Here is a 23,012-nt window from a genome sequence, read left to right on the forward strand (position 1 = left end):
TGGTGGGATTGTTATCAGAATGCAAGTTATTCTGATGGTTTTTAGGCGGGTGATTTTGTTTTTTCTTTAATAATATTGTTTTTTATAATATTTCAATGCTTATTTGCAACCGAATAAAAATCGCACTGATTAATATCTTTTAATTCTAAAGGCAGCATTAGAGTTTCTAATTCTGCCTTTAGATGGGGCTATATTTTTGCTTTTAGCTTAAAAGTGAAGTCTCGACTTCGAATGGCATCTTCTTTACTTAAAGAAACTGTGTCTTTAACTGAGTCTATAATTTTACAAGATTGAATGAATATATTAAGGATGAGATTCATATTCTTAGCATCGGTCAAAATTTTATCTTTATTGTTATTGTTATTTTTAATTAAAAGTATATATGCTACATAGGCAATGTGATATTTATAGTCTTTATACGATTTTTTGATTTTACGAAGTCTAAACAAAGTTTCCAACCTGTTTACAATCAAAGAAGAAGTGTAATATGCATGCATATTTTGTGTAGAATTAAACAATCTGGCACTATTACTTGTTAGTATTTCCCCATAATAACGATGAGTGCTTTGAGGTTGCTCCAGTATCAGTGAAACATAAGCTTTAACTTGCGCAGCAAGCGTCACTACCTGAAAAGGTTTTATTTGTGGATGACCGAGGTATTCTTTAGATCTACGCTCATAATAAATAGGATTGGTATATCCTTTTGCCATTGCTTTGTAATACTCTTCTAAATCCTTATGAAATGGCTTTAGCGATTCAAAGGCTTCATCCCTAACCTCAGTTTGTCTATTGGTTGCTCTTATTATATTGTTGATTACAGTTTGATCGTTTGTTTCAATTATTTTAACTATAAGATAAACTTCATTATTTATAAATTCTCTGTTTTCAAATATTACATTACTAGACTGACAGCCATTAACAATTTGAAAATCAGATAGCTTTAATTTTGTCCCAACTTTATCTACCTTTTTGGAAATTATTGTAATGCCATTATTTAATAAAGGTAATAATGCTTGCATTGTCTTGTCTTTAAGCGTCTTGCTGATCTCTTGATTTACTTTGTTGTCACCTTGATAATCCCTTACGTTATCATAGAATAACCCCTTTGCAAGCACCCCATCCTCATTTGTTATTAGGTTTATATAGTCTTTTATTGGGACGCAGCCTATGAAAGATTGTCGGACATTTAATTTTTCTGATACATCAGGTAAAACAATTTGAGTTTGAAATGGAATTTCCTTTACTGATTTTCTGCTCAGTTCACGGTATGTCTGCTTTAGCCTTTCAGCGTCATAAAATTCTATTTTTGATTTGTTTGAAAAGAGATTTCTTTTATCTAATTCTTGTAATTCTCGTTCTGCTTTTCCTTTGATTTGAGATGGTTCTTTCCATTCGCCAGTGGTGACGAAAAATAATTTCAAAACAGGAGCTTTTTCGAAGTCAATAGAATGTTGATAAACCTTTTGCTTAAGCTTTCTAATTTTATTTATATTTTCATTTTCTGGTATTGATGGCTCATCATCAAATAAGCTTTTAACTCCAAAAATAAAATTGCCGACTTGGTCTCCTTTGAATTTAGGCGAGTTTTTTGATTGAATTAAAGCGAAAACAACATCAAGGCTACCATTTCGCTCCCGCAAAAAGTCGATTTCTTCTTCAGATGTAACAATTGAACCATTTACTATAATCGCAGCACCATCAATTGCTAAATCATCCCCTCCACCTGTTGAAAGGTCATCAACATCTAATTCTCTAGGATACAATTTAGAGACTACGTTAAAATTTGAAAACTTCTCGAATTGCTCATCTTCATCTAATTCTGTATATTCATTTTGCTCACAGAAATTGGCTAAGAAATTTTTCAATATTTCATCTTTCATTTTATTATCCTTTATAAAACACAAAAAATGGCGAGTTATAGTTTAAAACCACTGACCGTTATACTAATTAACCATGTAAGTTGAAGTAATCATATACCCAAATAATGGCTGTTGACTTTTTTAATTTTAGCTATTGGAGTGGATTGTGTTTCAAAAACAAATTATGTGCATATTTTTCTCTGGCGTAATATAAAATTTGAATCCTTGGTGGCATATTTTTGGAAAATGCTACAGCTTCAATTATACTTAGTCTGCAGTTCAAAAATAATGCAAAGACATGCCTCACCTTGTTGCTTTTCTCCATAGAAGAGTGGCAATGATTAAGGAAGATGTATGTTTCATTTGTTAGTGATTTTGATTAGCCTAAGTATTTTATATCATTGATTATTATCACTATTTAACTAGTCTCATTTTCCATGTTCATCATGTCAAACATAATCACTTAACATCTCATCAAAGATATAGTTTTCAGTTGTATTGACCTGCTCCCCGTTGATTAATACACCGCGATGTTAGTAATGTCTTCATAAGCCACATGAGGACATCCCCATGAAGAAGCGTTTTTCCGACGAACAGATCATCAGTATCCTACGCGAAGCTGAAGCAGGGGTTTCTGCCCGTGAGCTCTGCCGCAAGCACGCCATTTCCGACGCCACCTTTTATACCTGGCGTAAGAAGTATGGCGGTATGGAGATGCCCGAGGTTAAGCGCCTGAAGTCGCTTGAGGAAGAGAACGCCAGACTCAAGAAGCTGCTTGCCGAAGCCATGCTGGATAAGGAGGCACTTCAGGTGGCTCTGGGGCGAAAGTACTGACGACAGACCAGAAGCGGGAAGCCGTTGAGTTTATGTGTGATGCGACCGGTCTGTCGCAACGTCGTGCCTGCACGCTTACAGGTTTGCCCCTGTCGACCTGCCGCTATGAGGCTCAGCGTCCGGCGACTGATGCGCATTTATCAGAGCGCATCACTGAGCTGGCACTGGAGCGCAGGCGTTTTGGCTACCGCCGCATCTGGCAGTTACTGCGCCGTGAAGGCCTTCATGTTAATCACAAGCGCGTGTACCGCCTTTATCATCTGAGAGGGCTGGGCGTAAAACGCAGACGACGTCGTAAAGGGCTGGCAACAGAACGTCTGCCGCTGCTCCGCCCGGCGGCGCCCAACCTGACCTGGTCGATGGATTTTGTCATGGACGCGCTCGCCACCGGTCGCAGGATCAAGTGCCTGACCTGTGTGGACGACTTCACGAAGGAGTGCCTGACAATCACCATCGCATTCGGGATTTCAGGCGTTCAGGTCACGCGTATTCTGGACAGCATTGCACTGTTTCGAGGCTATCCGGCGACGATAAGAACTGACCGGGGGCCGGAGTTCACCTGCCGCGCACTGGATCAATGGGCCTTTGAGCATGGTGTTGAGTTGCGCTTAATCCAGCCGGGCAAGCCAACGCAGAACGGATTTATTGAGAGCTTTAACGGACGATTTCGCGATGAATGTCTGAATGAGCACTGGTTCAGCGATATCGTTCACGCCAGGAAAGTTATTAATGACTGGCGGCAGGATTATAACGAGTGTCGTCCACATTCAGCACTGAATTATCAGACGCCATCAGAGTTTGCAGCACGGTGGCGAAATGGAAAATGTGAAGGTAAACAAACCGACATTACTAACTGATAGTTGTATCTAATACTGGGGGCAGGTCAGTATATCCTTACGTTCAATCGCAGTGGTACCAACTATCTTCCTGACTAAGATGAAATGTTCTTTGAGTATATCTACGATTAACAGTGGGTCATTATAATGCCGGAATATTGTTTCTGAATGGAGCAGGATTTTGGGGCAGGGTCAAGTCTCTAATGCACCTCTGGCCTGAACCGGCTGAACAGCTTTAACCAGAGTATGAGCCTTAATCTCAGTGATGTTGATATCACCGATTGCTGGGAAAACATCTCTCTCAAGCGAGCGCCAGATATCGTCGGCATAGTCCTCTGTTACGCTGGCTTTCTTCACATTCCACCAACGCTCGGCAACTAACAGGAAGGTGTTGGTTTTGGCCTCTTGAGAATTCCTCACCTGTTCTTTCTGATGTTCCTGAGGATCAATATCTTTTGCCAATAAAACTCGAGATTCGGCTCTGAGTTTACGCGCATCAGAAAGTGAGACGGCAGGGTAGGCTCCGAAGCTCTGTTTGGTTCGCTGCTTGGTCAGAGGGCGATAGTAACGGAACTGCCAAAGCTTACTGCCACTGGACTTGATTAACAGAGTAAGCCCGTCACCGTCATACAGCTGGTAATCGGCATCTTTAGGTTTGGCGGCTTTGATTTCCGTATCGGTTAACGGCTTGGTTTTTCTTGCCATGGGGGAGTCTCCATGCGTTTAGGCCCAACGAAAACAATAGAGCTTTTCGTTGGGCCTATCAATGGGCCTAAAAGGTTCGGATTTAATTAGTTCTCTTCGGACTTCACGGGACAAATTACAGGCACAAAAAAGCCCGCATAACTTTCGCCATGCGGGCTTTCAGGACTTCGTATCGGGCTCTGGTAACCGTCAACAAAGGATTTTGGTGGAGCTGGCGGGAGTTGAACCCGCGTCCGAAATTTCTACATCCTCGGTACTACATGCTTAGTCAGTCTTTACATTCGCCGGGCAACTGCGGACAGACACGCCATTACCAAACTATCCTGATTAGTTTTAATGCTTCAACCCCAGGCAAGGCATCCACACGATCTCTTTTGGGTTTGACCTCTCTTTGATCCCCGTCTTAAGAGCGGAAGCTAGGGAGAGAGGGCTCAGAGCAGGTTATTAAGCTGCTAAAGCGTAGTTTTCGTCGTTTGCGACTATTTTTTTGCGGCTTTTTACGAGGCCAACCGCCCCTCGGCATGCACCTTGGGTTTCGCAAATCCCGTCGAATCCAGAATCAGCCCCAATGTGTACCAGCGAGTATAACAGATTTATTACGCGCGTGACCAGCCGTCTAAAGAGAAATCCCGCCGAGTGCTGGTCGTACAAAATTCCTTCAGCACCAGCGGGATAGATGGTCAATTAACGTTCGCGCAGCGCCTCGCGGGCGCGGTTGAACGGCTTAATCAGGTACTCAACGATGGTTTTCTGCCCGGTTTTAATGTCCACGGTCGCCACCATCCCCGGTGAGATGGAGAAATGGTGGCCGATTTTGTTCACCAGGTAGTCCTGGTTAGTGCGGATAAACACCCGGTAGTAGACGATTTCCGGCTTCACCTTGTCCTGAATGGTGTCCGGGGAGATGGTTTCCACCGAGCCTTCGAGCCCGCCGTAAATCGCGTAATCGTAGGCGGTGATTTTCACCAGCGCGCGCTGCCCTGGGTGAATAAAGGCGATGTCGCGAGGGGAGAGCCGGGCCTCAATCAGCAGGTGGTCGTCCACCGGCACAATCTCCATCATCTCACCGTTCGGCGGAATAACGCCGCCGATGGTGGTCACCTGAATGTTCTTCACGATGCCGCGCACCGGCGAGCGCACGGTCATGCGGGTCACCGAATCCTCACGCCCTTTGATGATGGAGGTCAGCATGTCCACTTCGGCATTGGCTTTCGACAGCGCCTCACGCGCCTGCACGTAATACTGCGAGCGCAGGTCGGTTATTCTCAGGCCCAGGTCGCTTTTCTGCCGCTGCAGGCGCAGCACTTCTACGTGGCTCGCCGCGCCGCTTTTCACCAGCCGCTGGGTGATATCCAGCTCTTTGTTGACCGACGTCAGCGCGTCCCGCAGCTCGGATTCGGAGTCGTTCAGCTGCGCCCGGCGGGTTTTATACAGCCGGGTTTCGGAGGCGACAAGATCGGGCGAGGCCTTGAGCGAATCCGGGAACTTCAGCGGCTGGTCGTTCACCTCTGCGTAAAGCCTGGCGCTGGAGGCGAGCGAGGCGCGGTAGCGAGCCGCGCTTTCGCCCACGTTGGACTCGGAGCGCGTCGGGTCGAGGCGGGCGACAATTTGCCCGGCCTGCACTTTATCGCCCTCGTGCACCAGCAGCTCGGTGACTATCCCGCCGTCCAGCGACTGCAAAATTTGCTCGCGGGAACTCGGCACCACTTTGCCGGTGCCGGTGGAGACTTCATCCAGCGTGCCGAACCACGCCCACACGCCAAACAGAATAAACAGCAGCGTGATGAGCAGGATGATGCGGCTCGCTCCGGAAAATTCGCTTTCGCGCTGGATGTCCGGGTCATCGTTGGTGACGTCATGCTGACTGGTTTTCATTGTTCCACTCCCGCGGTGGTGTCTGGGCGGCGGCCGGGGCCTGAGCCGGTACCGGTCTTGCGGCGCCGAGCGCCTGGGCCTTCGGTGCATCCATTACCAGCTGGCCGTCTTTGAGCACCAGCACGCGTTCGACCAGTTCGAGCACCGGCACGCGGTGGGTGGCGACCACCAGCGTGCGGTGGCCGAGCCACTGGTTAAGCCGCTGAATAAATTCGCGTTCGGTGTGGTCGTCCAGCGAGGCGGTCGGTTCATCGAGCAGCACGATGTTGGGCGAGCGCAGCAGCATACGCGCCAGCAGGATCGACTGACGCTGCCCGCCGGAAAGCCCGCTGCCGCCTTCCATGATCGGGTGATCCAGCCCCTTCGGCAGATGCTTCACGAAGTTGCTCGCGCCGCTGACTTCTAACGCCTCGAAGATCGCATCGTCGCTGGCGTGTGGCGCGCCAAGGGTGAGGTTTTCCCGCAGCGTGCCGTAGAACAGCCGGGCGTTCTGGCTCAGGAAGCCGATGTTGCGGCGCAGATCCGCCATGTCGATTTGGGTCATCGCCAGATCGTCGAGCCTGGCTTCGCCGCTGGCCAGATCGACGCCGCCGGCAAGCGCCTGCAGCAGCGTGGATTTGCCCGCGCCGTTACGCCCGAGCACGGCAATGCGTTCGCCGCGCTGGATCTCAAGGCGGGCAATACGCAGCGGAATGCGCGGATCTTCGCTGTGGTATTTGAACTGGGCGCTTTCAAACAGGTAGTGGCCGTGGAAGATGTCTTTGTGGATGAGGTTTTCATCGCGCTGGGTTTCCACCGGCAGCTGCATGATGCTGTCCAGCCCCTGTTTGGCGGCTTTGACCTGCTGCCAGCGCGCAAGCACGCCGCACAGGTTTGCCATCGGGGCAATCATCCTTGAGGCCAGCATGGAGGCGGCGACCATTGCCCCGGTGGTCATCTCGCCTTCAATGACCAGCGGCGCCCCGAACAGCACCACCACCACAAACACCAGGCTCTGAATGGTGATCCCCCAGCTGATTAAGCCCTGGGTCAGTTCGCGAGTTTTCAGGCCGGATTCGGCAGTAATGCGGATGTAGCTGTTCCACTGCTGGAGGAAACGGTTCTCCGCCTGCATCAGCTTGATGTCCTCCAGCCCCTGCACGCTTTCTACCAGCACGGCGTTGCGCAGGGTTGATTCGTGCGCGGCCTGGTTTGCCAGCGTGGCGAGCTTTTTCTGCAGCAGCAGGCCGGGTAGCACCATCACAATGGCGGCAACCGGGGCGATCCATGCCAGCTGCGGGGCGATGATCGCCAGTACGCCAACAAACAGCAGGAAGAACGGCAGATCGACGATCGTGGAGATGGTCGAGGAGGTGATCATCTCGCGGATCTGCTCCAGCTCGCGCAGCTGAGAAATAAAGCTGCCGGTGGAGCGGGGCACTGCGCTGTTGCGCAGCCGCAGGGCGTGGCTGAAGACGCGATCGGAAATGCGCATATCGGCCCGCTTGCCCAGCACGTCCATGATGTTGCTGCGCGTGACTTTCAGGATGAAGCCAAACACCACGGCGATCAGCACGCCGGTCGCCAGCACGTACAGCGTCGGGTACGACTGGGCGGGGATCACCCGGTCGTATACCTGCATCGAGAACAGGATCCCGGCCAGCGACAGCACGTTCACCCAAAAGGCCGCCAGCATCACCGGGCCATAAGGGCGAACGTCAAGCATGATCAGCTCTTTCATCCAGTCGGGGCTGAAGCGTGAGATATAGGCGTCGACGCGGCTGTCTTTCAGGGCCGAGAGCGGGCGCAGGGCGGCCACAAAGCGAATTTCCGGCAGCAGTTTGCTGAGCGACTGGCGGTTGGTGTGGCGTTCGTCGTCGAAGTAGCAGATATCCACGGTGTCCTCACCGTCAAACTGTTCGATCACCGCGATCTGGCCGCTGGCTAAGTCCACCACTACCGGCAGCCGCCACTGGGCAATGGCTTTTTCGGTATTGCCGAGCAGGTGGAAGGAAAGCCCTGCCTGGCGTGAAAGCTGGGTTAAAGCGGCGACTTTGGTTTTGTCTTTGAACCACGGGGCGTTGGCCTGAATGGTGCCGGGCGAGCAAACCACGCGGTAATGCCCGGCAACGTGACTGATGGCGTGGGCCCATTGGGTCAGGGCCTGTTCGCTTAAATACTCCCCGGCGGGAGAGGCTGTCTGGCTCATGGCTGAATCTCCAGGGACTGGATGTTGCGGTGTTCCAGACCAAATGCGTTGCGTAGTCTGCCGGTGTTGTACAGGCAGTTAAGCTGCAGTTGATGGAGCTGGCTCAGCGTTTGTTGTTGGGCGAATCGCGCCTGGTAGACTTCCTGCTCGGCGTTGAGCACGTCCAGCAGCGGGCGGGAACCGAGGTCAAGGTACTGCTGTTGGTAAAGCTCGCGGGTGCGGGCGCTTAACTGTTCCTGGCGCTGCAGAACCTGGAGCGCGGTGACCAGGCTCAGCGCCTGGCTGCGTGACTCCATCAGTTTTTGGCGCACGTCGAGGCGAACCCGGTCGATGCCGGACTGCGCGGCTTCCACCGCGTGGCTGGCGGCGTTGCGTCTCGCCGTCAGGCCGCCGCCCTGGTAAATCGGCATTTCGACGCGGATATACGCCGAGTATTGCGTGCGGTCCAGCACTTCACTCCCGGAGTAGTTCTTGTTCAGGTAGTGCTGGACGGAGGGTTCCAGCGAGATCGTCGGGGTCATCTGCGCATTGGCGTAGTCGAGGTTGGCCTGCGCGACGTTGGCCTGCGCCCAGGCCGCCAGCACCGCGGGCACCAGGCGGTCGTCAGGCTTAGCCACGTCGCAGCTGTTGTTCAGCTTCTGCGGGAAATCAGGGCTGATTTTGTTGAGGCTGGTCCAGCCGAGCTGGCTCATTAGCGTGGCCTGGGTGCTGTCGAGATTCGACTCGTACTGGATGAGCTGCGAGCGGGCGGACTCGATACGCGCGTCGGTTTGCACCACGTCTGACATCGAGGTTGCGCCCTGATCGTTGCGCTCTTGAGTCAGGCGGCCAACGGCGGTCAGCGCATCCAATTGTTCTTTGGCGATGTCGACCATTTGCTGCCAGAGCTGCACTTGTACCATCGCCGAAGCGGTGTCGTGCCCGACGGTATCAATACTTACCAGCACGTTGGCCTGGGCCTGGGCTTCCCCGGCGGTTTCGGCGCGAACCTGGCTGGCGACTTTGCCAAAGTCATACAGCATCTGGGACAGGGAAAGCACCAGCGACGGGCTGTAGCCGCTGTTGCTGTAGGTATTGGTGTAGCCGTTATTCATCCCGGCGCTGATTTGCGGATAGTACTTAGATTTGGCGACGTTTATCTGTTCGGACTGACCGTAAAGTTTGCCGATGGCTTCACGAATGCCGGGATGCCAACTGACCGAGCGGTTGACCGCCTCGTTCAGGGTTAAGATTCCGGGCGCAGGGGCATTGAGCGGGAGGGCGGTTGGGCCATCGAGTGAGGGCAGCTCTTGTTGCTGAGCGAGGCCCTGAGTCGTAATAGAAGCAGGTTTGTCGTCGGCCCAGGCCTGGAGTGAAAACAGACCGCAAGCCAGCCATAACGCAACAGGCTGTAATTTTCCCATGTTCTTTCCCTAATAAATGGCACTGCGTTTTTGTCTTATTCCCCGGGCGTCTGCGCGCCCGGGGATTTTTCGCGTCTACTATCAGGCAACAATGTGGTTGTTCTGGATCAGCTCATCGAGCGTGGTGTGTACGTTCTCCAAAGTGACGAGAGTGGTTGAGTGGAACGTGCCGGCGGAGCCATCACGGTCGATGGAGATGACCGTGTTGTTGCCGACGGTAGCCACGCTCAGGTAGTTACCTAACGTTGAGGCCTGGCCGTTCCAGCCGACCAGCAGGTCGTGGACGTTGATCTGGTCGCCCTGGGCGAGCGAGAAGTTCTTCCAGACGTCTGCGCCGTTGCCGCCCGTGCCGTCGTTCGCCCCGCCAGCAAGGACGTGGTACACCAGCGTGTCGGCGTAGGCCGACGACCCGTTGATGATGTCCCCATAGGCGGTGCTGACGAACTGCGGGTTCATGTTGATGGTCAGCGTGGCAGTGTCCGAATGCCCGTTCTGGTCGTTCAGGGTGTAGGTGAAGGTTTCCTTGTTGACGATCGATCCCGGCGCTACGCCCGCTTTCAGGGTGTAGGTATAGTTCCCGCTGATGTCGATGGTCAGCGTGCCGTACTGCCCCTGAATCGTCGCTACCGCGCTGCTGTTGGTGAGCGGGTTCAGGGTGGCCGTGCTGCCGTTCACGCCGTTGATCGTCAACAGGGTGTGGACGCTGCCAAGCTGGTCTGACGCACCGGCAGAGTCGCTACCGTCGTACAGATTGCCGTGTACGACGGTGCTCTGTGCCGTGAAGCTGTCCAGCAGGTGCGAAGTCCCGGTGACCGTTGGGGTAATGGTAATGTTCCCTACGCTTAGCGGCCCCATGTTGCCAACATAGCTCAGCGTCCAGGTGCCCGAATGCAGGTCCGTGACCGGAATAATGGCCGTGCCGCCCAACAGCGCGCTGCCGCTAAAAGTACCGGTGTAGGTATGGCCCTGACCGTCGCTCAGCGTCCAGGTCACAGACAACCCACCCAACGCCAGACCGGAAGCCACTTTGAACACCAGGGCGGCTCCGCCCAGGGTGGTGTTGTCCGCAATGGTGAACGTACCGCTGCCGTTGCCGTGGCTGGATGCCAACAGCGCAGTAGTCCAGGTCGCTGAACCGACGTTGGCACTCGTGTAAGCCGCAGTGTTCTGCGTTGACGCGATAGCCATAATCGAACTGATGTCGTTCACGGCATCCACGGTGTGCGGCGTGGCGGTGATGTTCAGCGACGCGGTACCGGTGTCTCCGTTTGGCGCGGTGACGGTATAAACGAAGCTGTCTGGCGTATTGATGCCGTCGGCACCCACGCCTGCTTTCAGCGTATAGGTGTAGTTGCCGTGGGCATCAATGGTCAGCGTCCCGAACTTGCCGACGATGGTGGTGGTACCGGTCGCCGACACTGCGACGCCGTTCACCGCCGTCAGCAGGCTGCCCGCCGGAGCGATATCGTCCTGCATCACGTTACCGGTAGTTGTTGCCGCCAGGCTGTCTACCGCGTAGGTGTGATCCTGCAGGATATTCAGCGTGTAGCTGGTCAGCAGCGAGACGCCGCTGGCGTTCATCAGCAGGAACAGGTAATCCCCGCCGCCGAGTGTGACGGTCAACTGACCTGACGAACCGCCGAGCAGCGGCGCCGTCAGCCAGGTTTTCTGCACCTGGAACTGTTCATACTGCTGGGTGGCCACGTTGAACTTGTAGATATACAGGTCGAAGGTGGACAGTAGCGCCACCCCGCCAACGCTCGCCTGCAGCGTCATGGTACGAGTTGACCCGTCTGCGACATCAAACAGAATCGGGTTGCTCATATTGGCCAGCAGGTTGAGGTTAACCACGTTGCCCAGGCCTACGCTCAGCACCGACAGGCCGGTTTGCTGAGATGCGCCGTGGTCAACGGCGACAACGTCCGTGCCGTAAGTCAGCGACCCGGTGTTATCCGTTGCCGTAACCGTGCTGGCCGGCGCGCCGTTACCCAGGGAGACAATCAGCTGTGCAGAGTCGCTGACGCCGTTGTGGGTAATGGTGTAGGTGAAGTTCTCCGTGCGTCCCAGCACCGTGGCCGAGGTGTTGGTTAAGGTGTAGGTATAGCTGCCGTCCTGGTTGATATGCAGGGTGCCGTATTTACCCTGAATATCCAGCCCGCCAGCGCCCACGGTGTGGCTGACGCCGTTGGCATCGGTAATCGCCGTCACTACCGTGCCGGTAGGCGCGTTATCCACCGCACCGCCAGGGCCTGCATCGGTAATCACGTTCCCGTTGGAGGTGGTGGTGCCGCTAACGACGCCTGCGCCGGTTTGCTCGACGGTGACCGCAAGGTTCGTCGTCGCCCCGGTCGCCAGCAGGCTGGTGTTGTAGCCGAGTACGCGGTATTGCCCTTCACCCATTCCGTCAAGGTTCAGGGTCACGCCCGTCGCGCCCAAGGTTAACAGGTTAAGGAACTGCGGCAGAGAAGAGTCGACGACCGTGGTCCACGAGTTGGTGGCCGCGTCATATTTCTGAATGGCGATTTCCAGCGTATTCAGCAACGACAGCACCACGCCGGTGGCGGCGGCATTAATGGTGATATGCCCGGTAGCGCCGCTGCCGATGGTGAAGCCAACCTGCGCAGTATTGCTGCCCAGCACCGAAGCCACGCTCCCCAGGGCGCCAATCAGCAGGCTGCCGTAGCCGCTGTAGTGCTCGGTGGTAATTTCTGCGTTACTGGTGAGAGCCAAATCGACTACGTTGCTGCTCGCTGCCAGAGGCAGGACTGGCGCGGTAATCGACAGCGACGGCGAAACGTTCCCGGCGGCGTCGGCGGCAGAAATCGACAGCGACTGGCCTTCAATTTGACGCGTCGGCAGCGTGATGCTGAAGGCGCCAGAAGCGTTAGCCGTGCCGGTAACGGTGATCCCGCCTGGCAGGGTGATCGTCACGGTGCTGTTGGCTTCCGCAACGCCGGTAATTGTTGCCCCGTCGGCGCTGATAACCCCGGTTGGGATCAGCGGTGGAACGGTATCGACAATAACCGAGGTTACCAGAGACGCAGCACCTGTCCCGTTGGCGTTAGTTGCCGTGGCGGTAAAGGCATGAACGCCATCACCCAGCGCGCCAGTTGGGGTAAACGTCCAGACGCCGCTCGCATTGGCGGTTACCGTGCCGAGCAACGAACCGTTGTCGTAAATCTTAACGGTGGCGTTGGCTTCGGCGGTACCGTTGAGCGTCGGCCGGGTATCGTTGGTGCTCTGGCCGTTGCCCACAATGCCGGTCTTCGGCAGTACATCGTCAACGATGCTGGTGATAACCGGCAGCCCCGGCACGCCGGTGAACGGCGCGTTGAAGCCTGCCGACACCCCGACGTTCCCCGCCGCATCCTGGGCAAAGGCAAGCAGAGGCTGGCCGCTGGTCTGTGCAGGAGAGAGCGTAATGCTGAAGTTACCGCTGCCGTCCGCTTTCGCCGTACCCAGTACCGTGCCGGTTGCGGAGGTAATGGTGACGGTGCTGTTGGCTTCGGCAAGGCCGGTCACCACCGAGCCGGTGGCGTTGACCGTCAGGCCGGTTGGCGCCAGCGGCGGCACGGTATCAACGACGATACCGGCAGGCACGGAGGTGACGCTGACGTTACCTGCCGCATCCGTTGCCGTGACGGTGAACGAATGGTTGCCCTGGAGAAGCGGCAGCGTTGGCGTAAACGTCCAGACGCCGCTGCCGTTCGCCGTCGTGGTGCCAAGCAGCACGCCGTTATCAAAGATATTAATAGTGGCGTTGGCTTCTGCGGTACCGTTCAGGGTCGGGCGAGTGTCGTCCGTTGGCTGGTTGTTGCCCACCGGGCCGGTGATTGGGCCGATGTCATCTACCACCGAGGTAATCGCCGGCTGGCCAGGCGCCACGGTATCCACAACCACGGTGAAGCCAGCGGTTGGGCTGCTGACCACGCCTGCGCCGTTGGTGGCGGTAATGGTAAAGGTGTGCGAGCCGTTTGCCAGCGCGCTCGGCGGCGTAAATACCCAAACGCCGAGTACGTTAGCGGTGACGGTGCCAATCAGGTTGCCGCCATCGTAAATTTTGATGGTGCTGTTGGCATCGGCCGTTCCGTTGAGGGTCGGACGCGCATCGTTAGTGGCCTGGCCGTTAGTCAACGGACCTACCACTCCGCCGACAACGTCATCCACCACCGAGGTCAGCACCGGCGTATTCGACACGCCGCTGACGATGTTCAGGGTGAAGTCGGCCGAGGCGACGCTGGTGTTACCGGCGGCATCGGACGCCGTGACGGTGAACACATGCTGGCCCGGAGTTAATGCGGTGCCCGGCGTGAAGCTCCAGACGCCCAGCGCGTTAGCGGTGACGGTGCCAATCAGGCTGCCGCCATCGTAAATCTTGATGGTGGCGTTAGCTTCCGCAGTGCCGCTGAGCACGGGCAGGGTATCGTCGGTACTTGAACCACTCACCAGCGGCCCCTGAACCGGGCCAACGTCGTCAAACGCCTGAATCACAATCGGCTGGGTTGGCGCGATAGTATCCACTACGACGTTAAACGGCGCCGATGGCAGGCTGACGTTGCCCGCGGCGTCTGTCGCGGTGACGGTCAGCGCATGGCCGCCGTTAACCAGCGGCGTACCCGGCCTGAAGGTCCATGCTCCGCCCGCATCTGCCTGTACGGTGCCAAGCAGAATGCCGTTGTCGTACACTTTGACGGTGGCGTTGCCCTCGGCGGTACCGGTCAGTACTGGACGGGTATCGTCGGTGGCCTGGCCGCTGGTCAGGTTACCGGTGATTGGCCCTACCGCGTCCGCAACGGTACCGATCGCTGGCGCATTCGGTGCAATGGTGTCGACGGTCAACGCGAAGCCATTCGACGGATTACTGACGTTGCCCGCTGCATCGGTGGCTGTCACGGTTAACGTATGTGAACGGTTGCCGAGCGCTGCTACCGGGGTCAGGCTCCATGCGCCAGAACCGTTGGCAACGGTGGTGCCTATCAGGTTGCCGTCGCTGTATACCTTGATGATGGCGTTAGCTTCAGCTGTCCCGCTCAGGGAAGGCCGGGTTTCGTTGGTAGCCTGGCCGTTGGTGATTGGCCCCAGCACCGGCGCGGTGTTGTCCAGCACGGTGACGATAACCGGCGGATTTGGCGCAACCGAGTCAATATTCACGCCAAATGAGGCCGTATTACTGACGTTGCCTGCGGCATCGGTCGCCGTGACGTTCAGGGTATGCGTCCCCTGGCCCAGCGGCCCGGTTGGCGTGAATGTCCAGTTGCCCAGACCGTCTGCCTGAGTCGTACCCAGTACGTTATTGCCGTCTTTCACCGTAATGATGGCGTTGGCTTCTGCCGTACCGCTCAGGGTTGGCTGTGTGTCCTTCGTCAGTTGACCGTTAATCAGCGGCAGGTTAGTGCCTGGCTGCGTCTGGTCGTCTATTACAGAGAGGATAATCGGCACAATCGGCGGCACTGTATCCACCACCACGTTGAAGCCGACGCTTGGGCCGCTGGCATTACCTGCGGCATCCGTAGCGGACACGGTGATGTTATGGCTGCCGTCCAGCAGTGGAGCCGCTGGGGTGAATGTCCAGCTTCCTCCCACCGGTACCGTGACCGTCCCGATAACGACGTTCCCGTCCTTAAAGGTCAACGTTGTACCTGCCTCGGCGGTGCCGCTGAAGGTTGGCGTATTGTCGTTAGTTGGCTGGCCGGAGGTGATTGGCTGCGCGGTAATGTCGTTGGTGACCGTCAGCACGACAGGCGTACCCGGCGCGACGGTATCCACGTTCACCACAAATCCGCTGGAAGGCGGGCTGACGTTACCGGCGGCGTCGGTCGCCGTGACGGTAAGCGTGTGCGCGCCTTCGCCAAGATTCGTTCCCGGCGTGAAGGTCCAGATGCCGAGGGCGTTGGCGGTGACGGTACCGATAACGGCACCGTTATCAAGGATGTTCACCGTCGAGCCGGCTTCTGCGGTGCCGCTCAGGGTTGGTTTGGCATCGTTAGTGGCCTGACCGCTGGTCAACGGCCCGAGGGCACCACCCACTACATCGTCCACCACGGAAAGGATAACTGGCTGTGCTGGTGGCGTGGTATCGACAATGATGTTGTAAAGCGGTGACAGACCGCTGGTCTCAATACCTACCGTCTGGCTGACCGCAAAGGTGTGTGGCCCCTGGCCTAAAGGAACGGTAAATTGATAGGTCCAGCTACCGCCAGCGCCTACAGGGACGCTGGTAAACAGCAGGCCATCGACATAGATATTGACTGTCCCTCCAGCTACCCCTCCAGAGCCGCTCAACGTTGGCAGCGTATCATCGGTGGTTTTCCCGTTGCCGACATTACCAGTTATCGTGCCAACGTTGTCGTCCACCAGATCGATGGTTGGAGGGTGAGGGATAATCGAGGTCGTTGCGTTAAAGTTCACGCCACCACTCTGGTTACCCGCTGGGTCCTGTGCCACGGCAGTAAGCTGTGCGCCAGTAGTCTGGGCTGGTGAAAGCGTAACGACCCAGGCACCGGTTATTGGCGCCGCTACCCCCGTGCCCAGGACGTTGCCGCTGGAATCTTTGATGATCACCGTCGCCCCGACTTCAGCGGTACCGGAGACGAGGGTACCGGTCGGATCAATGACCAGAATCGTAGGATTTCCGGGCGCAGTGGTATCGACGTCAATCACAATTGGCGCAGATGGCCCAACGCTATGGCCGACATCATCGGTCGCTTTGATGGTAATGCTGTGCGGGCCTTCCGACAGCGCGGAAGTGGTTATGCTCCATTTGCCATCCTGGCCTACGGTACCGGTACCCAGAATGGTTGTGCCATTAGTGTCGTACAGCGTAACTGTGCTGCCGATTTTTCCGGTGCCGGTAAATGTTGGCGTTGTGTCATCGGTGACGCTGCCGTTGACCAGCGGCGTCTTGATTGGGCCAACGTCATCAATGATTTCAACGACGACCGGCGCGGTAAGCGGTACGGTATCGACGGTCAGTACGTAATCGGTTGACGGCCCGCTGACGTTACCTGCCTTGTCGGTTTGAACGGCGGTGAGGGTATTTTCGCCATTGGCCAGGGCGGTATCTGGCGTGATGGTCCAGTTACCCGTACCGTCCACGACCGCAGAGCCTATCGCCGTGGTGCCGTTGTAAAGCGTGACGGTTGCGCCGATTTCCCCCGTACCGTGGAACACTGGTTTCGGGTCGTCGGTGATCCCGTTGGTGATAGTACCGGTAACCGGGCCAACGTTGTCATCCACGGTGCCAATAGTCGGTGCCCCAGGCGCCGTAGTATCTACGGTAATGGCAATCGGCGCTGACGGCAGGCTGGTGTTGCCCGCCGGGTCGGTCACCTGCACGGTAATGTTATAGGTCGTTTCGCCAAACGGCGTGGTAGGCGTCACGCTCCATGTGCCGTCAGAACGCACGGTGGTGGTGCCGACCAGCTCGTTCCCGTTGTTGTAGACGTTGATGGTAGAGCCCGCGACGCCGGTGCCGCTAAAGGTCGGCGTCGTGTCGTTGGTGCTGCCGCCAGGGGCGACGGTGCCCACTACCGGCGGCACGTCATCAGTCACAATTGGGGCGACAGGCTGAGCCGGAGGTGTCGCGTAGACCGACAGCGTAAATTCGGCCGAAGGTGCCCCGACGTTACCCGCCGCATCCGTTGCCGTGGTCGTGAAGATATGAGTCCCGCTACCCAGCGGAGAATTTGGAGTAATACTCCAGTTGCCGTCGGCGTCAACGACCGCGCTGCCGATTGGCGTTGTTCCGCCGTCAGCGTACAGCTTGATGGTGGCGCCTACTTCGCCCTTACCGGAGAGCACCGGTTCGGTACTTTGGGTGCTGCCGCCGTTAACCAGGGTGATTGGCGTGCCGGCGACGTTGCCCAGCGCACCGTCAATGGAAGGCGCTCCCGGAGGTGCGGTGTCGATAATCACAATCTGCGTTGTGGCAGAGCTGGTGTTTCCGGCCGCATCCGTCACGTAGACATTAAGCGTATGCGAGCCTTCGCTCAGCGGCTGGCCTGGCTGGAATGTCCATGCGCCGGTGCCATCCGCCGTAACGGTACCGATAAGCGTTGTGCCATCGTATATTTTGACGACCGCATCAGCGGCTGCTGTCCCGTTGATAATGGGTTGCGGATCGTTGGTTGAGCCGCCAGGCAGTACCGGGCCAAGATCCGGGTTAACGTTATCCACTATCTCGCCGATCGTCGGCGCGTTTGGCAGGGTGGTTATCTGTTCAACGTTCCACGGCGTGGAATGCGCGGTGACGTTTCCTGCGGCATCAGAAGCCGTGACGGTAAAGGAGTGAGGTCCATCCAGCAACGGCGTGGTTGGCGTAAATGTCCAGGTGCCGCTGCCGTTCACGGTGGTGGTGCCCAGTACGTTCAGGCCATCGTAAACCGTGATGGTGGAACCTGGCTCGCCGCTGCCGCTGAGGGTTGGCGTTGGGTCGTTGGTCGCGCCGTTATTGCTGACCGGCCCTGTTACGGTGCCCACATCGTCATACACCTGAGTAATCGTCGGTGCCGTAGGCGCGATAGAGTCTACTTTAATGTTAAAGGCGTCGCTTGGCTGGCTGACGTTACCTGCGGCGTCGGTAGCGGTGACGGTCAGGTTATGAGAACCCTGTCCGAGAGCCGCCGTTGGCGTAAATGTCCATGCGCCGGTACCGTCTGCATTTACAGTGCCAATAAACGTGCCATTGTCATAGATCTTCACGGTTGAGTTGGCCTCAGCCGTACCGGAGAGCGTCGGTTTATCGTCGTTGGTCAGGTCGCCGCTGTTCAGGTTGCCGGTATGATCCGGCACGTTATCTACCACTGAGCCGATGATCGGCATGTTCGGCGGGGTGATATCCGGCGCGGTAATCGGGGCGTCAGGGCCGATGTTCCCTGCTTTATCCGTGGCGTTTACTTCCAGATGCTGGCCGTTAGCCTGCGGCGTAGTCAGGGTGATGGTAAAGCTGCCGTCCGGCCCGGCGACTGCCTGGCCCAGCGGGTTACCCTGGTCATCGGTAACTTTTACCGTGCTGCCTGCCTCCGCTTTACCGGTCACAATAGTGCCGTCTTCGTTAACCTGCAGATTAGTTGGTGCCAGTGGAGGAGTGTGATCCTGGGCAATAACTGCTGCTGGTGAGCTGGTGTTGTTCGCGGCATCCCTGGCGGTGACCATCAGCGTCTCGCCGTTAAGCTGCGGCGGCGTGAGCGGGAAAATATCAAATGTGCCGGTGCCGCTGGCGACACCGGTGCCAATCGCGTTGCCGTTACCGTCCCAAATGGTGATGGTACTGTTTGGCTCTGCGGTGCCGGTCACGTGCAGGCCATCCGCGCTGACGGCAAGCCCTGTCGGTGCATTCGGTGCAGTATGGTCCGGTGCAGGCACGGTTGTACCCGGGCCGGTATTGCCCACCGCATCGGTGGCCTTCGCGGTCAGAACTTCACCGTTCAGTTGCGCCGGGGAAAGCGTCACGCTGAAGTGGCCCGTACCGTCTGCCGTAGCGGTGCCGAGTACGGTACCGCTGGCGTTAGTGATGGTCACTTTGCTGTTGGCTTCAGCTGTCCCGGTCAGCGTTGTCCCGTCGTTGGAAACGGCCAGGCCGGTCGGCAATCCAGGAGGAACAGTATCAACCTCTACGCCAAACGGTGCGGACAAGCCGCTTGTGCCGCTGCTATTCGTTGCGGTGAAGGTGAAGGCATGCGGGCCATCCAGCAGAGGCAGTAACGGCGTAAATGTCCAGTTACCGTTCGCGTCAGGTACCGCGTTCCCAATAAACAGGCCATTATCATAGATATCGATGCGAGTTGTGCCCGCTTCGGAGGTACCGGTCAGCGTTGGGCGGCTGTCATCCGTGGCCTGGCCATTGGTCAGCGGGCCCTGGATAGTACCGACATCGTCTGTCACTGAAACCAGAACCGGCACGGTCGGGAAGCCGGAGTTTGAGGCCGGGAAAGTCGCATCCGGGCCTGAATTACCCGCCGCATCCTGTACCTGAGCGGTTAATGTTCCGCCGTGGGTTTGAGCCGGAGAGAGCGTCAGCGTGAAGTGCCCGGTTCCATCAATTTGTGCCGTACCGAGCACTACGCCATTTGGACCGACAACTTTGACGGTATCGCCAATTTCGCCGGTCCCGGTTACGGTCGTCCCGTCCTGGCTCACGGTGTCAATGGTGACGGCAACCGGTGCAACTGTATCGACGGTGAAGGTTGGGCCGGCGGTAATGGTACTGACGTTGCCAGCAGGGTCGGTCTGCTGCAACGTAATCGTGTGTGGGCCTTCACCCATTGCGTTGGTTGGGGTAAAGGTCCAGTTCCCGTCATTACCGACGATGACCACACCAATCGGAAGAGCATTATCAAAGATGGTGAGTGAACTGCCCGGTTCACCGGTGCCGCTGAAGACAGGCTTGCTGTCATTCGTGATGCCATTATTGGCGATTGGCCCGGTAAAAGGTTCAGCCGTATCGAGGATCTGACCAAGTACCGGCGGATTTACGACGGTATCCACCACCACGGTATAAGAAGCGGAATCACTGCTGTCGCCGCGAATGTTAGAGGCGGTGGCGGTGAAGTTATGCGGGCCGTCGAGCAGATTTACGCCTGGCGTAAAGCTCCATGTACCGCCGGGAAGCACAACGGTGGTGCCAATCTCAAGCCCGTTATCAAAGATATGGATGGTTTCACCGGCTACGCCTGTCCCCTGAATAGTCGGGGTCTGGTCATTGGTTGGCTGATTGTTTGGTACTGTGCCAACGATTGGCGGTGCGTTATCAATGATGGCGGTGATCGTCGGCACCGTGGGTAACGGGAAGAATGGCGCAGTCGCCTCACCTGGCAGGCTGACGTTGCCTGCCGCATCGGTCGCCGTGACGCTAAGCTTGGAGCCGTCCAGCTGCGGCGTGGTCAGGATAATATTAAATATACCGGTCACAGGGGCGGCGGTGCCGGTACCAATCACGTTGCCGTTAGCGTCTTTGATGGTGACGGTGCTGCCCGGTTCGGCAAGCCCCGTTACAGTATCGCCATCGGCGCTGACTATCAGGCCGGTGGGTTCTGCTGGCGCGCTAGTATCTACGGTAACGGTGTAGCTGCCGGAAACGCTGCTATCGCCCCGGACGTTGGAGGCCGAGGCGGTAAAGGTGTAGGTGCCTTCGCCCAGCGGGCTCTGTGGCGTAAAGCTCCAGGTACCGTCCAGCCCAACTTTGGCGGTACCAATCTCGCCGCCGTTAGACAGAATATGGATGGTGTCGCCTGGCTGGCCTGTGCCCTGCAGCGTGGGGGTGGTGTCGTTGGTGGTCTGGTTATTCCCTACGTTGCCGGTGTTGGGTGCCGCATCGTCAATGATGGCGGTGATCACAGGCTCCGCCGGAGGCAGAACGTTTGGCGCCGTCGCTGTGGCTGGCGGGCTGTTGTTACCTGCCGGGTCGGTGACGACCACGGTCAGCGTTTCGCCGTCTACCTGAGGCGTTGTCAGAGTGATGGTGATGTTACCGTTGTTATCGGCAGTGCCGGTGCCCACGATCGCGCCATTCGGATCTTTAATGGTTATCGAGCTACCGGCTTCTGCGTGCCCGGTAAGAACTTCGCCATCCGGGCTGACGACCAGGCCTGTTGCCGCCGCTGGTGGGGCGGTATCAATGGTGACGGTGTACGCCGGGGAAGTGGCGCTTTCGCCTCTTTCGTTAGTCGCCACAACGGTGAATGCATGGGAGCCGTCCGGCAGGGCGGTGCCCGGCGTAAAGCTCCAGGTGCCGTTAGCGCCGACAACCACGGTGCCAATCTGCACGCCATTGTCGTAGATATGAACGGTTGTGCCCGCCTGACCGGTACCCTGCAGGGTTGGAGTATTGTCGTTGGTTGGCGAGTTATTACCTATGTTGCCACCGTTTGGCGCATTCACATGATCGTTAGTGAGGCCGGTAATGCCTGGCTCGCCGGGCAGGGGAATATTAGGGGCGGTGACGGTGGCACCCGGCCCGGTGTTGCCTGAAGGATCGGTCGCCGTGGCGGTTAGCGTTTCCCCGTCCAATTTCGGAGAGGTTAATGTGATGGTAAAGCTGCCGTCGCTGCCCGCGGTGCCGGTACCGATGACATTTCCGTTGGCGTCTTTGATGGTGACCGTGCTGCCTGCTTCGGCGTTACCGGTGATGGTTTTACCGTCCGCCGATACGGCAAGGCCGGTAGGGGCTGCCGGTGGCGTGGCGTCTGGTCTGCCCGGATTCCCCGGGTTGCTGCCGCTGTCCGAATGGCCGCCGCCGCCGCTTGATGCGGCGGCAATGGCTCCGCCGGCAGCAACCGCCAGTCCACCCAATATCCATGGCCATGCTGCCCCGCCTTCAGCGTGGGCGCCTGTGGCGGCCATCAGTGCGTCAATATTGGCAATTTGCTCATAGTGAGCCGCAGCCTCTGGATCCTGAACCCACCAAAGCACGCCGTCGTGGCCTTCCAGTACCAGCTGATTGCCGCCCTGGTCGGCAAAGGCGTAGTAGTTTTTGATGGTAATGGTTTCGCCGGAATGGAGTTTGATCACCAGGTCCTGGCCTGAACGAGTGAAGCTGGCGACCTCTTCACGTTCAATTTTTAGCTCGACAATTGAGGGACCTTTTAAGGTGATTTCAGAGGCTTCGACGTTATTTTTTACGCCGGTTAATTTAGAGATAATTGAAATTGAACGCATTGTTATCACTCCATTCGCGATGAACGTGGTGGTAGTCTGATGCCCGGCATAAGGTGTTAATTACCGATAGCAAAATTTTTAAGTGAGCGGGGTCCTTCGCTATGAAGAAGCGAAAAAGGAATCCGGCATCAAAAAATTGATGACAGTGATTATTAATAAATAGAGCGTTTCCGTTGCGGAATCGAAATTAGTTAATTCTCAGGGTCATAGGCTCGTCGTTTAATAAATAGAGACTATTGATGATATAGACAGGAAAAAATGAAAGCGCAACTTAAGCCATGTTTAACAATATGTAAGTAACTCTAAAGTACCAGCGTTGGCAGAGACCTCACCCAAACGGCTGACGTCAACTGGTATGCAGGCTGGAGATTGACGATAACTTTATCGCATTGAAAAGTTTAAGATAAGTTTTGAGTAGCGATCGCGTGATGGGGTATTTTGCTATGACTGTAGATATGAAAGACCTTGTGTCATGCGTGGGTATGATGATTTTTTTAGTGAGGTATTTTCTGTTGTAAGTCAGAAATTAATAGAAGGGATTGTCTATTTTGTGAGGGGCGTTAGGTCAGGGCTGGTGCTAGCGAAAATATTATATATTTGTGGCTGGTTATTTTTAGAGAAGAGATAATAGTGAAGGAAAGTAGCATATATCATTTAG

General features: G+C 56.0%; 6 protein-coding genes, 1 other RNA gene and 1 pseudogene. 1 reads left to right on the plus strand and 7 read right to left on the minus strand.

The window, feature by feature from the left end:
* Positions 1 to 188 precede the first annotated feature (188 nt).
* A complete protein-coding gene (locus JT31_RS16795) occupies positions 189 to 1,880 on the minus strand; it encodes an AIPR family protein (RefSeq protein WP_038479655.1) in 1,692 nt (563 codons plus the stop codon).
* Positions 1,881 to 2,429: 549 nt separating this feature from the next.
* Between JT31_RS16795 and JT31_RS16805 the strand changes: the two genes are divergently transcribed.
* Positions 2,430 to 3,550 (plus strand): IS3 family transposase gene (locus JT31_RS16805; RefSeq protein WP_144244057.1). Its coding sequence is split into 2 segments (ribosomal slippage): positions 2,430 to 2,688 and positions 2,688 to 3,550, totalling 1,122 coding nucleotides; the frame shifts between segments, so codons are not numbered across the junction.
* A 174-nt stretch (positions 3,551 to 3,724) separates the two neighbouring features.
* On the opposite strand, the pseudogene JT31_RS16810 reads toward JT31_RS16805, so the two are convergent.
* The 6 genes and pseudogenes from JT31_RS16810 to JT31_RS16830 form a co-directional block, all read right to left on the minus strand.
* Positions 3,725 to 4,234 (minus strand): annotated as a pseudogene (locus JT31_RS16810) (integrase arm-type DNA-binding domain-containing protein); the annotation flags it as partial.
* A 203-nt stretch (positions 4,235 to 4,437) separates the two neighbouring features.
* Positions 4,438 to 4,801: a transfer-messenger RNA gene (ssrA, locus tag JT31_RS23245) on the minus strand.
* Positions 4,802 to 4,918: 117 nt separating this feature from the next.
* Positions 4,919 to 6,109, minus strand: coding sequence for an HlyD family efflux transporter periplasmic adaptor subunit (locus tag JT31_RS16815; protein WP_038479664.1), 1,191 nt, complete (start codon positions 6,107 to 6,109; stop codon positions 4,919 to 4,921).
* Entirely contained in the window at positions 6,090 to 8,297 is a 2,208-nt protein-coding gene (locus JT31_RS16820) for a type I secretion system permease/ATPase (protein ID WP_038479667.1), read from the minus strand. Before JT31_RS16820 ends, JT31_RS16815 begins: the two co-directional genes overlap by 20 nt.
* Positions 8,294 to 9,700, minus strand: a complete 1,407-nt coding sequence (locus JT31_RS16825) for a TolC family outer membrane protein (protein ID WP_038479668.1) — start codon at positions 9,698 to 9,700, stop codon at positions 8,294 to 8,296. Before JT31_RS16825 ends, JT31_RS16820 begins: the two co-directional genes overlap by 4 nt.
* Positions 9,701 to 9,781: 81 nt before the next feature.
* Positions 9,782 to 22,354, minus strand: a complete 12,573-nt coding sequence (locus JT31_RS16830; protein WP_038479669.1) for a BapA/Bap/LapF family large adhesin — start codon at positions 22,352 to 22,354, stop codon at positions 9,782 to 9,784.
* Positions 22,355 to 23,012: the final 658 nt, after the last annotated feature.

Origin of the sequence: Cedecea neteri (assembly GCF_000757825.1) — a bacterium.
In the GTDB taxonomy this organism is placed as follows: Bacteria; Pseudomonadota; Gammaproteobacteria; order Enterobacterales; family Enterobacteriaceae; genus Cedecea; species Cedecea selenatireducens.

What these genes read in the sequence shown, in the direction of transcription:
- JT31_RS16795 (WP_038479655.1), bottom strand. Translation starts at nt 1,880, where the DNA reads ATGAAAGATGAAATATTGAAAAATTTCTTAGCCAATTTCTGTGAGCAA.
- JT31_RS16815 (WP_038479664.1), bottom strand. Translation starts at nt 6,109, where the DNA reads ATGAAAACCAGTCAGCATGACGTCACCAACGATGACCCGGACATCCAG.
- JT31_RS16820 (WP_038479667.1), bottom strand. Translation starts at nt 8,297, where the DNA reads ATGAGCCAGACAGCCTCTCCCGCCGGGGAGTATTTAAGCGAACAGGCC.
- JT31_RS16825 (WP_038479668.1), bottom strand. Translation starts at nt 9,700, where the DNA reads ATGGGAAAATTACAGCCTGTTGCGTTATGGCTGGCTTGCGGTCTGTTT.
- JT31_RS16830 (WP_038479669.1), bottom strand. Translation starts at nt 22,354, where the DNA reads ATGCGTTCAATTTCAATTATCTCTAAATTAACCGGCGTAAAAAATAAC.